This window comes from Pseudomonas sp. YL2, from assembly GCF_023063025.1.
GTDB classification, from domain to species: domain Bacteria; phylum Pseudomonadota; class Gammaproteobacteria; order Pseudomonadales; family Pseudomonadaceae; genus Aquipseudomonas; species Aquipseudomonas putida_A.
In genome coordinates this window covers 41909-54482 of sequence record NZ_JAJSLU010000016.1, presented here as the reverse complement: position 1 = coordinate 54482, position 12574 = coordinate 41909, and the positions used below count along the sequence as shown (strand labels likewise).

Annotated in this window: 12 protein-coding genes; 2 read left to right on the top strand and 10 right to left on the bottom strand. The window is 61.6% G+C overall.

The window, feature by feature from the left end:
* Positions 1 to 105 precede the first annotated feature (105 nt).
* On the top strand, positions 106 to 843 hold the full coding sequence (locus LVD08_RS20995) for a TorF family putative porin (RefSeq protein WP_247269156.1): 738 nt from the start codon (positions 106 to 108) through the stop codon (positions 841 to 843).
* A 223-nt stretch (positions 844 to 1066) separates the two neighbouring features.
* The gene (locus LVD08_RS20990) at positions 1067 to 2725 is read left to right on the top strand and encodes a phosphoethanolamine transferase (RefSeq protein ID WP_247269155.1); all 1659 of its coding nucleotides are present in this window, start codon (positions 1067 to 1069) and stop codon (positions 2723 to 2725) included.
* 128 nt (positions 2726 to 2853) lie between these two features.
* On the opposite strand, the gene LVD08_RS20985 is transcribed toward LVD08_RS20990, so the two are convergent.
* The 10 genes from LVD08_RS20985 to LVD08_RS20940 form a co-directional block, all read right to left on the bottom strand.
* A complete protein-coding gene (locus LVD08_RS20985) occupies positions 2854 to 3132 on the bottom strand; it encodes a DUF971 domain-containing protein (protein WP_247269154.1) in 279 nt (92 codons plus the stop codon).
* Positions 3129 to 4091, bottom strand: coding sequence for a HEAT repeat domain-containing protein (locus LVD08_RS20980; protein ID WP_247269153.1), 963 nt, complete (start codon positions 4089 to 4091; stop codon positions 3129 to 3131). Before LVD08_RS20980 ends, LVD08_RS20985 begins: the two co-directional genes overlap by 4 nt.
* On the bottom strand, positions 4088 to 4936 hold the full coding sequence (locus tag LVD08_RS20975) for an ABC transporter ATP-binding protein (protein ID WP_247269152.1): 849 nt from the start codon (positions 4934 to 4936) through the stop codon (positions 4088 to 4090). Before LVD08_RS20975 ends, LVD08_RS20980 begins: the two co-directional genes overlap by 4 nt.
* Positions 4936 to 5718: an ABC transporter permease gene (locus LVD08_RS20970; RefSeq protein ID WP_247269151.1), complete on the bottom strand. Its 783-nt coding sequence runs from the start codon at positions 5716 to 5718 to the stop codon at positions 4936 to 4938. The genes LVD08_RS20975 and LVD08_RS20970 overlap by 1 nt, the downstream gene beginning before the upstream one ends.
* Positions 5719 to 5855: 137 nt before the next feature.
* Positions 5856 to 7259, bottom strand: coding sequence for an ABC transporter substrate-binding protein (locus tag LVD08_RS20965; protein WP_247269150.1), 1404 nt, complete (start codon positions 7257 to 7259; stop codon positions 5856 to 5858).
* 252 nt (positions 7260 to 7511) lie between these two features.
* The gene (locus tag LVD08_RS20960) at positions 7512 to 7757 is read right to left on the bottom strand and encodes a 4Fe-4S dicluster domain-containing protein (RefSeq protein ID WP_007959413.1); all 246 of its coding nucleotides are present in this window, start codon (positions 7755 to 7757) and stop codon (positions 7512 to 7514) included.
* A 25-nt stretch (positions 7758 to 7782) separates the two neighbouring features.
* A complete protein-coding gene (locus LVD08_RS20955; protein ID WP_225135206.1) occupies positions 7783 to 9513 on the bottom strand; it encodes a fumarate reductase/succinate dehydrogenase flavoprotein subunit in 1731 nt (576 codons plus the stop codon).
* A gap of 1 nt (position 9514) precedes the next feature.
* Positions 9515 to 10261: a GntR family transcriptional regulator gene (locus tag LVD08_RS20950; RefSeq protein ID WP_247269149.1), complete on the bottom strand. Its 747-nt coding sequence runs from the start codon at positions 10259 to 10261 to the stop codon at positions 9515 to 9517.
* 223 nt (positions 10262 to 10484) lie between these two features.
* Positions 10485 to 11453, bottom strand: coding sequence for a Gfo/Idh/MocA family protein (locus LVD08_RS20945; protein ID WP_247269148.1), 969 nt, complete (start codon positions 11451 to 11453; stop codon positions 10485 to 10487).
* A gap of 25 nt (positions 11454 to 11478) precedes the next feature.
* Complete coding sequence (locus tag LVD08_RS20940) at positions 11479 to 12366, bottom strand: Dyp-type peroxidase (RefSeq protein ID WP_247269147.1); 888 nt, start codon at positions 12364 to 12366, stop codon at positions 11479 to 11481.
* Positions 12367 to 12574: the final 208 nt, after the last annotated feature.

Genomic DNA, 12574 nt, shown 5'->3' with positions numbered 1-12574 from the left:
TCCCTTGTAGGAGTGAGCCTGCTCGCGATGACGGTGTGTCAGCCGGCTCACTCCTACAGGTTTCGCGTCCAGCCCCTAAAACAATCACAACATCGGGACTTCTCCATGAAAGCCTTGCCCCTGTTCGCCCTCGGTTTTTCCAGTTTGCTGCCCCTCAGCAGCTACGCGATCCCCCTGAACGACGATTTCGCCGTGCTGCTCGACCTGACCCTGGCCAGCGACTACCGCACCCGCGGCATCTCGCAAACCCAGAATGACCCGGCCGTGCAGGCCGGTCTGACCCTGGCCCACAGCAGCGGTTTGTACGTGGGCGCCTGGAGCTCCAACGTCGATTTTGGCGGTGGCCTGAAAACCCGGCAGGAAGTCGATTACTACGCCGGCTGGCTGTGGCAGGCCACCGAGGATGTCAGCCTCGATCTGGGTTACCTCAAGTACGCCTATCCCAAGGAAAGCCAGTTCAACCAGAGCGAGGTCTACGGGATTCTCGGTGTCTACGGGGTGAAACTCGCGGCGTATTACTCCAGCGATGCGCCGGGGATCGACAGCAAGCAGAGCTCGCTCTACACCTATGTCGGTTATGAAACCGAGTTGCCATTCGATTCGGGGCTGAAGCTGCGTTACGGCAACATGGATTTCAAGGACCCGCACCTGTACTCGGCGTCCGGGCGTGGCGAGGACAGTTATCGGGAATGGGAGGTCAAGCTGACGCACAACTTGGCCGGGGTGGTGTTGGGTTTGAGCTACATCGACACCGATCTGTCGCAGAGCCAGTGCCTGAGCAACTGGGGGTTCAAGGATGTGTGCACGGCGACGCTGGTCGCCAGCCTGAGCAAATCTTTCTGACCCACCAAAGTACCCACTGTAGGAGTGAGCCTGCTCGCGATGGCGGCGTGGCATTCAACAACGATGTCGGCCGACCCACCGCTATCGCGAGCAGGCTCACTCCTACAGGGTTTTGCGTTGACCTGAGTGTTTGTTACAGGATGTTTACGAATTTTTTACTATTGTTCTTCTACAGTTACGCGCGTTTCCGCGCGTGTTCTATTCGAGTAGAGGAATGTCTGTAATGGCTTTGGGCAAAGGACTGCGTTTACCGTCCATCACTTCAACCCGTCTGGTGCTGCTGTTTTCCCTGGCACTGGTGGCGCTGTACAACCTGGCGACCTGGAAGGCGCTGGGTACGCTGATCACCCTGCAAGGTGCACACAAACTGGCGTTTTTCGCTTCGTTCGGCCTGTTCCTGTGGGCGGCGATCACCCTGCTGCTGACCCTGGTGTCATTTCGCTGGACGCTGAAACCGGCGCTGACTGTGGTGGCCCTGCTCTCGGCCTGCGCTGCGTATTTCATGAACGAATACGGGATCACCATCGACACGGTGATGATCCAGAACGTGTTCGAAACCAATCCCGGCGAAGCCGCTGCGCTGTTCAACGGCAAACTGCTGGCTTACGTGTTGCTGCTCGGCGTGCTGCCGGCGGCGTTGATCTGGCGCTGGCCGGTGCGTTATCGGCCGTTCTTTCGCGGCCTGCTCAACAAGCTGCTGGTGATTGCCGCGTGCGTGCTGGTGATCGGCGCCTCGGTGGGCGCGTTCTATTCGACCTATGCGCCGATCTTCCGCGAAGAAGACAAGCTCACCCACTTCATCAACCCGACCAACTACATTTACGCCATCAGCAAATACACCAAGCAGCGCCTGGGCATCAAAAAGCACTTTGTGGTGCAGGCCATCGGTGAAGACGCGGTGATGAGCGCCAAAGCCGCCAGCCGCGAGAAGAAGTCGCTGATGGTATTTGTGGTCGGCGAAACCGCCCGCGCCGATCATTTCTCGCTGAACGGCTATGCGCGCGAGACCAATCCCGAGCTGAGCAAACTGGACATCCTCAACTTCACCCAGGTGCACTCCTGCGGCACGTCCACGGCAGTGTCGGTGCCGTGCATGTTCTCGATGTTCCCGCGTGAGGACTACAGCGACAAGAAAGGCAAAACCTACGAAGGCCTGCTGGATATCCTGCAACGCGCCGGCGTGCAAGTGCTGTGGCTGGACAACAACAGTGACTGCAAAGGCACCTGCCTGCGCGTGCCGCACCGCGACATCGCGAAGAACCAGCCGGGGCCGTTCTGCGACGGCAACAACTGCCTCGATGAGGCGCTGCTGGCCGACCTGCAAAGCTACATCGACAGCCTCAAGGGCCACGCGATCATCGTGTTGCACGCCGACGGCAGCCACGGCCCGGAATACTACGAGCGTTATCCGCAAGCGCTCGAACGCTTCAAACCGATCTGCCACACCAATCAGTTGGGCAGTTGCAGCCGTGATGAACTGGTGAACGTGTACGACAACACGATCCTCTACACCGACCACTTCCTCGCCAAGGTCATCGAATTGCTCAAGCGTAATCAGGACACGCTGGATACCTCGATGCTGTATGTCTCCGACCACGGCGAATCGCTGGGTGAAAACGGCCTGTACCTGCACGCCGCGCCCTATGCATTGGCGCCGGAAGCGCAGACGCATGTGCCGATGGTGATGTGGTTTGGCAACAACACGCTGGCGCAACTGGGCATTGATCGCGATTGCCTGCAAGGCAAGACCGGGCAGCCGGATCTGAGCCATGACAACCTGTTTCATTCGGTGCTGGGGTTGTTCGAGGTGAAGACCGCGCTGTATCAGCCGGGGCTGGATGTGTTTCGCGGGTGCCGGCCAGCCATGACGGCTGCGCAGTAACCCGCGTATTGCGCAAATTCACTTGTAGGAGTGAGCCTGCTCGCGATAGCGGTGTGTCATTCAACAATGATGTCGGCTGATACACCGCTATCGCGAGCAGGCTCACTCCTACAAGGGGCTGTGGCACATCAAGAATCGAGCTGTGCCAGATAGTCCCACGGGTAGATCCCGCGTTGATGACCGTCGCTGAACACCAGTTGCACGCCGTAGCCCTGCGGGTTGATCTCGATCAGGCGAACACGCTCATCCACCAGCGGCGTCACACCTTTCAGGCGAAACGCGCGGCACTGCGAGCACGGGCACTGGCGGCGCAGTTCGGCGTGATTGAACAACGATTCACGGCCGTCCGGCCAGCTCAGGCGCAACGTCTGCCGGCTCTGCGAATTGCCCACCGCCAGCGGATTCATTGCAGCTGACTCAGGGCAATCCGCACCGCTTTGCGCACTTCCGGGTCGCCGTCATCCTGCGCCGCCTGCAACGCCGCCACCGCGCCGCGATCATGCAACTCACCGAGGGCCAGCGCAGCTTCCTTGCGCAGGTTGCTGATGCGATGGCCGAGGGTCTCGATCAAGGCGTCCAGCGCCGGTGCAAAACGCAGGCGACCGAGGCTGCGGGTAGCACGCAGGCGCACTTGCCAGTAGTCATCGCCGAGGGCTGCGATCAACGCCGGACCAGCGTCGCTGTGGCCGACTTTGCCCAGCGTCGTGGCCGCTTCTTCGCGCACTTGCCAGGCATCGTCCTGCAGCGCTTGACGCAGGGCTGGCAGCACGTCGGCGCCGGACGCCAGACCGAGGGCGCCGGTGGCGGCGCGGCGCACTTCGGTGTCCGGGTCGGCGCTGGCCAGACGCGCCAGAGCCGGCAGTGCGTCGAGCTGCTTGAGCCAGCCGAGCACACCCACGGCTTCGCGGCGCACATTGGCATCGGCATCGCTCAATGCGGTGATAGCAGCCGGCGCGGCATCGGCGAAACGCAACTCGCGCAAGGCACGGAACGCGGCGATTCGCACACTGACTGCGGCATGATCGGTCCACGGCAGAATCACCCGGCCTGCCGCTTCACTCTTGAGCAGGCTCAGGCTTTGCGCGGCGGCGGCCTGCACTGCCGCAGATGGATCGGTCAGCGCCTGACACAGCGCAGCCACCACCGGTTCGTCTTCCCACGCTTCCAGCAGCCGCGCAGCTTCGGCGCGGACTTCTTCGGCCGGATCTTCGCTCAGTCTTTCGACCAGCCACAGCAATCCGTCTGGCTCCTCCAGATCCGCCAGTTCGATCAGGGCAATACGTCGCACACCGGCATCGTCTGCGGTCAGACGCGGTTGCAGGGCGAGGATGTCGTCGTTATCGGTCACAGCAAAAAATGAGGTCATAGGGCAAATCGCGGCAAAGGGTTTTCGGGAGGCAGACCGAGCGGATTGAGGCGCGGCAGCGGGCGGGGGTTGTCGTGGCGCAGCAGGTCGAGGCAATGGCGCTTGAGGCGGGAGAATTCGGCACTGGTTACCAGCTCAGTGGTGCGCGGACGCGGAAAGTCCAGGCGCAGGTCTTCGATGATTCGCCCAGGGCGTGCACTCATCACCAGCAAGCGGTCGGCGAGGAACAGCGCCTCGTCGATGTCGTGGGTGACAAACACCACGGTGGTGCGAATTCGCGTCCAGATGTCCAGCAGCAGTTCCTGCATGTTCAAGCGGGTCAAGGCATCCAGCGCGCCGAACGGCTCGTCCATCAGCAGCAACCGTGGACGGTTGACCAGCACCCGGGCGATTTCCACCCGTTGCTGCATGCCGCCGGAAAGCTGATCGGGCCAGCACTCGGCGAAGCCGTCGAGGCCCACCAGTTTGAGCATTTCATCGGCCTCACGCTGGCGTTCGGTTTTGCCGATTCCGCGCATCTTCAGGCCGAAGGCGACGTTGTCGCGCACCGTGCGCCACGGAAACAGCGTGTGATGCTGGAACACCATGCCGCGTTGTGGCGACGGCCCCCTGACCTCGCCGCCATCGACTTTGAGGCTGCCGGTGTGGGCGCTCAAGTGTCCGGCGAGTGCGCCGAGCAAGGTCGATTTGCCGCAACCGGACGGGCCGAGAATGCACACGAACTGGCCCGGTTCGATCTGGCAATCCAGCCCTTGCACAGCTTCGAAGGCTTGCTGCCCCTCACCGAGAACGATCGACAACTGGCGAATATCGATCCGCCCTTCGGGGGTTTGCATTGCGCTCATCAGGCTTTCCCTCGTGGTCGATGCCAAGGCGTGAACAGCCCGCCCAGGCGCTTGATCAGCAGACTGCTGCCCATGCCCAGCACACCGATCAGCAGCATGCCGACGACGATGTCAGCGTAGTTCTGGATGGTGTAGGACTCCCAGGTGTAGTAACCGATGCCGAACTGGCCGGAGATCATTTCCGCCGTGACCAGACAGAACCACGAGGTGCCCATGCCGATGGCGAGGCCGGTGATGATGCTCGGTGCGGCGCCGGGCAAAATCACTTCAAGCAAAATCGCCCGGCGCCCTGCCCCGAGGCTTTTCGCCGAGGCGATCAGCCGTGGATCAACGCCTTCGACGCCATGCACGGTGTTGAGCAGGATCGGGAACAGCGCACCGGTGAAGGTGATGAAGACCATCGACAGCTCCGACGACGGGAACATCAGGATCGCCAACGGAATCCACGCCACCGCCGGGATCGGCCGCAGCACTTCCAGCGGTGGCAGCAACAGGTCTTCGGCCCATTTCGAGCGGCCGATGGCCAAGCCCAGGGCAATGCCGATGATCAATGCCGCGAAATAGCCAGCGAACACGCGGCCGAGGCTCGCGCTCAGGTGCTGCAGCAGCTTGCCGGAATCGCCCAGGCCCAACGCCGCTTCGATCACCGACAACGGGGTTGGCACGTTGGCGAAAGTGACCAGACCGAGATTCCAGTGGTGGCTGGCGGCGAGTTGCCAGAACAGCAGGCAGAGCAGCAAAGAAGCAGCCCTTGGAACCCAGCGTAAATAAGATCGGTACACAATTTTTCCTCTCAACCCAAATCCCCTGTAGGAGTGAGCCTGCTCGCGAATGCGGTGTGTCAGTTGTTGATGTGTTGTCTGACACAACGCTATCGCGAGCAGGCTCACTCCTACAGTTGACCGAGTTGTTCTGCGGGTTAGCGGGCAGCCACGGCCTGGGTCGTGGCGTCGGTAAAGTCGAAGACCTTGCCACCCTGCGCCGCCGCATATTGCTGGGCCTGGCCCTTGAGCAGAAACGCGCTCAAGCGGCCCTTGGCATCGCTGGCGAACCACGCCTGATCGGCGAGCAATTTGATCCCGCTGTCACTGGCCTGGGCATACACCGCGCGGATGTTTTTGCCGTCCTGTTTCAGAGCGGCCAACGCGGTGAAGGCCGATTCGGCTGAGGCGTACTGGCGTACTTTGTCTTCGCCGCGCACCCAGATTTCGGCGACGTGGCTGAAGTCGGTGATGGCTTTGCCGGTCGCCGCATCCAGCGCTTTCAACGGTGTTTGCGCGTAGTTGGCGAGTTGCGCGGTGTAGTCCAGATTCGCGGCCTTGAACGCGGCGCGGATGTACTGATCGTCGATGAAGGTGTTGAGGTCGAGGCCGCGATCAGCCTTTTTCAACAGCTTCAGGGTGTCGATCGCCGTACCCACCGCCTGACGGTATTCCGGCTTCCAGCTCAGGTCGCGGGTCTGCACGCCGAGCGGGCCGTGGAACAGGTAGTTGACCTCGGCATCGACGCCGGTGACTTTGGCGATCAGCTCGCTGTACTTCTCAGGTTCGGCGGCCAGCAACTGATTGGCCTCGATGCTTGCGCGCAGGTAGGCGACGACGATTTCCGGATACTGTTTCGCGTAGGCCTGATCGACCAGCGCACCGTGGAACGTCGGCGCGTTGGCCTGGGCGCCGTCGTAGATCTTGCGGGCGAAACCACGGCTGGGGAACAGCTCGGCGAACGGCACGAAATCGGCGTGGGCGTCGATCTTGCCGGCCTGCAACGCGGAGCCGGCAACTTCCGGCGGCTGGGCGATGATGTTCACGTCTTTGAGCGGGTCCCAGCCCTGCTCCGCCACCGCGCGCAGCAACATGCCGTGGGCGGTCGAGGCGAATGGCACCGAGATGGTCTTGCCCTTGAGTTCACTCAACGACTGCGCTCCGGACGCGCTCGGCACCACGATGCCGTTGCCACTGCCCTTGATGCTGCCCGACAGCACGCTGATGAACAGGCTGTGCTTGCCGGCGGTTTCGAACGCGACACCGTTGAACGCGCCGGGAAAATCGGCCATGGCGCCGAAGTCGAGTTTGCCGGCGACCATCTCGTTGGTCAGCGGCGCACCGCTGGTGAAGTTTTTCCACTGCACGTCGTATTTCGCGTCTTTGTAGGCGCCGTCGTGCGGCAGGTATTTGTCGAGCAGACCGAGCTCGCGAATCAACAGCCCGCCGGCGGCGCAGTTGATGGTGGTGTCCTGGGTGCCGATGGCGATGCGGATGGTTTCGGCCGAGGCCGACAGGGTGAAGGTTGCCAGTACCAGACCGGCGATTGCTGCACGCAACATGGTGTGTTTCCCCTCGAATCATTTATTGGATGTTCGTCTCCGCCGCGATCAGGGCGCGGTGGGAAACGAGGGGTTTTCGGTTATTCCAGCGTCCGGGGTATGCCGGATGGCTTTTTGAGTTACCAACATTCCAGTGTGGGAGGGGGCTTGCTCCCGAATGCGGTGATTCAGTCAATAAGGATGCCAGCCATGCCGGCCTCTTCGGGAGCAAGCCCCCTCCCACAGGGGATCTCCTGTCTGCTGGTATTTGTATCAGCGCAGGAGATAGGGGATTTCGACTTTCACCGCGCCGGTCGGGCAATCCTTTTCGCAAGGCATGCAGTACCAACATTCATCAAATGCCATATAGGCCTTTTGGGTGGCCGGGTTGATCGCCAGCAGGTCCATCGGGCAGACGTCGACGCACACGGTGCAGCCCTTTTCGGCGATGCATTTGTCTTCGTCCACGGTGACCGGGGCGTTAGAGCGGAAGAAGATTTCCTGGGCTTGATAGGCCATGGTTCAGACTCTCTCTGGTGATGCATCAAGCGGCGAACGCGCCCACCCGCAAGCGGTCGTAAGCCTGCATTTCTTCGGCATCGAGCGGGATGATGTACGGCTCGACAGGTTTCTTGAAACTGGTCATGCGGCCGTCTTCGCCCTTCTTCAAATGACAGTGGCAGAACCACTCACTGTCATTGCGCTGCGGGTGATCGACGCGGTAGTGGTACAGGCCCCAGCGGCTCTCGGCGCGGAACAGCGAGGCGCGTGCGGCCATTTCCGCGCAGTCGCGGATCACGCTGGTTTCCATCGCGCGCATCAGTTCGTGGGCGTTGTTGGCCTTCATCTGATCAAGGTCGCGCTCGATGTCGCTGAAGCGCTGCAAGCCGATCTGCATTTTTTTGGTCACTTTCGGCGGTTGCAGGTAGTCGTTGACGAAGCGCCGCAGCTTGTACTCGACTTGTGCCGGCGGCAGACCCTGTTCGCGATCCAGCGGCGCATAGACCCGCGCTTGTTCTTTCTCGATCTGCGCGGCATCCAGCGTCGAGAACTCGCGCCCGGCGACGAAGTCCGCCGCGTTGTGCCCGGCAAACCAGCCGTAGGTGAACGCGCCGAGCATGTAGTTGTGCGGCACGGCGGCCATGTCACCCGCCGAGTACAAGCCTTTCACCGAGGTCTCGGCCCGCTCGTTGACCCACACCCCGGACGCCGAATGGCCGCTGCAAAAACCGATCTCCGAGATGTGCATCTCGACCATTTGCGTGCGGTAATCGGTGCCGCGATTGGCGTGGAACTGCCCACGACTCGGGCGTTCGTTGCTGTGCAGGATTTCCTCGATGTTCTGGATGGTTTCCTCGGCCAGGTGATCGAGTTTGAGAAACACCGGGCCATTGCCACTTTCCAGTTCCTGGTGGAACTCCCACATCATCTGCCCGCTCCAGTAGTCGCACTCGATGAAGCGTTCACCCTTGTTGTTGGCGGTGTAGCCGCCCAGCGGGCCGGTCACATAGGCGCAGGCCGGGCCGTTGTAGTCCTTGATCAACGGGTTGATCTGGAAGCATTCGAGGTTCGCCAGCTCGGCCCCGGCGTGATAGGCCATGGCGTAGCCGTCGCCGGCATTGGTCGGGTTTTCATAGGTGCCCATCAGGTAGCCCGAGGACGGCAGACCGAGGCGACCGGCCGCACCGCACGCGAGGATCACCGCTTTGGCCTTGATCACATGGAAGTCGGCGGTGCGGCAATCGAAGCCCATCACACCGTTGACCGCGCCCTCCTCGTCGGTGAGCAAACGGGTGCAGACGAGCCGGTTGGTAATGCTCACCCGCGCCCGTTTCAACTGGCGGTAAAGGACCTTTTTGATGTCGTGCCCTTCCGGCATCGGCAGCACGTAGGCGCCCATGTGGTGGACTTTTTTCACGGCGTAATCGCCGGTTTCGTCCTTCTCGAACTTCACGCCCCAGCGATCCAGTTGCTCGATGGTTTCGAAGCTGTGAGTGGCATAGGCGTACACCGCCGCCTGATTGACGATGCCATCGTTGGCGATGGTGATTTCCTTGGTGTACTGCTCCGGCGTCGAGTGCCCGGGGATGATCGCGTTGTTCAGGCCGTCCATGCCCATGCTGATCGCGCCGCTGCGTTTGACGTTAGCTTTGTCCACCAGCAGCACGCGCAAGTCGCGGTTCTTCTCTTTGGCCTTGATCGCCGCCATCGGGCCGGCAGTGCCGCCGCCGATCACGACGATGTCGTATTCCTGTTCCAAGGTCTTGCGGGTCATGTCACGCCCCTTTTTGCCGGTCGATCCGCAGGCGGTACTGGAACGCATCGCCACGGTAGTAAAGATGTTCGAAGTCCAGCGGCTGGCCGTTGGCATCGTGGGTCAGACGCTCGATGCGCATGATCGGCGAGCCGGCCTCGACGTTCAGTGCCTGGGTCAAATCGCTATCGGCCAGCACCGCGTCGATCGCCAGATCGGCGTGGCCGAGGGCGATGCCGCAGTCGTTTTCCAGAATCAGGAAGATGTCGCGAGTCACCAGATCGGCCTTCTCCAGCCGTTCGCCGATGGCTTTGGGCAGGTAGGTGATTTCCAGCGAGATCGGTTCGCGGTTGATCAGGCGTACGCGTTTGATCTGCGCCACGGTCTCGCCTTCGGCGACTTGCAGGCGCTCGGCGACACGTTTGTCGGCGGGGATGAATTTGAAACTGCGCAGGCGGTTGATCACCTCGTAGCCGCGCCCGGTCATGGACTCGGCGAGGCCTTGCAGGCTGCTGACGTTTTGAAAGGTCTTCGGCTTGGCGACGAAGGTGCCCTTGCCGTGGATCTTGAAGATCAGCCCTTCTTTCTGCAGATCGCCCAGCGCCTGGCGCACGGTGATGCGGCTGACTTTGAACAGCGTGCCGAGCTCACTTTCGGACGGCATCTGGCTGTCTTGCGGGTATTCGCCATCAAGAATGCGTGAGCGCAGGACGTCGCGCAGTTGGGTGTGCAGCGGGACACTGGGTAAGGAGAGAACGTTATCGGTCATCAGGGATCACTTGTTATAACGAGTTATGACGTGATCTTAGAGACGTTATGACAAGCTTGAGAAATATTGTTTGGGCATAACCTTAGACACGACGACACACAGACTCTTGTGGGAGGGGGCTTGCTCCCGAAGGCGGTGTGTCAGGCGATGTAAATACCAGCAATGCCGGCCTCTTCGGGAGCAAGCCCCCTCCCACAAGGAAATGGTGTTGTGGTCTGGAGCATCAGTGCCGTTTGAGGATCTGGTCCATCACCCAATCGGTTTTGAGGGCTTGTTCGGCGACGGCCGGATGCTGCGAATCGCCACGAATATGCGCATTCATGCCCAGCACGTGATGCCACTGAATGTGCTCGTGATGGGGGATTTCCAGGCTGATCTGCTCATCAGCGAACAGCTGCACCGGATGCTCGTCAAACACGGAGAACGCGATCCGACCCTGACTGCCGATAATCTCTACCCGATCCTCGCGCCGATCCGCCACAAAGCTCCAGCAACCCATGCCCAGCGCTCCGGAGGCGAAGCGCCAACTGGCGCTGACCGCGTCTTCCGCCGCATACAAACCGGCCTGACGCGCGGTGAAACCGGCGACTTCGACGATATCGCCGAGCAGGTACTGGAACAGGTCAAAACCGTGGCTGGCCAGATCGGCAAAATAGCCGCCACCGGCCACGCTCGGGTCGGTTCGCCAGTTGGCGCTGCCGTCCAGATCCGCCGCCGACGGGGCCTTGGTCAGCGTCCAGCTCAGGTGCCGCACCTCACCGATGCGGCCCTGCGCCAGCCATTGCCGCACCTGGGCAAAGCGCGGCAACGAACGGCGGTAGTAGGAAACGAACAGGTGCAGACCAGCATCAGCAAACGCCTGCTGCATCTCGCGGCTTTGCCCGGCATTGAGCGCCATCGGTTTCTCGACGCAGCAATGCTTGCCGGAGGCAGCAACTTTCAGGCTGTAAGCGTGGTGGCTGTCGGGGGGCGTGGCGATGTACACCGCGTCCACCTCGGGGTCGTTGATCAGCGCATCGACATCGGTGTAGGCCCGGGCGATACCGTGGCGCGCGGCGTAATCGTTCACCGCTTCAAGGCGCCGGCCCATCACCGCCACCAGCGCCGAACCGGGCGCCTTGTAAAAGGCCGGCCCGCTCTTGCGTTCAGTGACGCTGCCGCAACCGATCATGCCCCAACGCACCACGTCCATGCTCAACTCCCTGTGTTTGAAACACTCAGCCGATGCGCAACGCGCGCAGATCGAGGTGGCCGTCCTTCAGCGGCGGGCACCAGTAGTAGCCGCCGGTGATCGGTCGGCTGATGCGGTACAGACCGTCAGTGATGCCGTCTTCCAGACCGCTCATACGCCGCAGTTGGGCCTCGAAGGCGTCCAGCGAAAAACCGAAGGCGAGGAACATCAGGCCGGCGCGATCACCGTCGATCCACGGCATCGAACGGCGCACGACGAAGGCTTCGGGGGCGAAGCTTTCCTGGGCGGTGCGTTTGACGTGGGCGGAGACTGGCGCGTCGTCGATCTCTTCGTTGTCGCTCAAGCGACGGCCCATGATGTTGTCCTTGTCTTCGGCGGACAGTTTGTGGAAACCCTTGAGGTCGTGCTGCCACTGCTGGATCGCGGCAAAGCTGCCACCGACCAGACCATCAGCGCCCTCGCCCAGCAACGCGGCGGTGATCGCGGCGTCATCGTGCGGGTTTTCGGTGCCGTCTTCGTAGCCCGTCAGGTCATGGCCGTCCTTGTGGCGGAAGGCTTCCTGCATGTCTACCAGGCGCAGCGCCGGGGCCAGCGCGGCTTCGAAAGCGTGGCTGCGATTGAGCAATTCGCCACGATCGACACCGTGCAGCCAGACCCACAGTGCGTGCTGGGTCGACGGGTTTTCCACGCCGACGCCGCTCATGGCCGGAAAGCTGCGCAGACCGTCGATTTGCACGTTCAGGGCTTTGGTCAGGGATTCACCGAAACCGATCACCGCCGACTTGCCGTCCACCAGGTTCAGCAGGTTGTCGATCGCCTGCGGCAGTGCTTCAACCGACGCAAGGGCGAAAAACAGATGACGTGCTTGCGCAGGAACAGGGGTGGCGAGAATGCCCGGCTGGTAGTAACTCATGTGAACTCCTTGGGAAAGTGCGCGGGAGTTTACCTGTGGCCGGAGGGTTTGTGGGGCTGAAATACTGATGAGTGGCGCACGGAAGCCTGTGGCGAGGGAGCTTGCTCCCGCTCGGGGGCGAAGCACCCGCAAACCCCGCCGGCATGGTGTGTCTGGAGAAATGGCGTGGCAGGTTTTGGGTCTGCTGCGCAGCCCAGCGGGAGCAAGC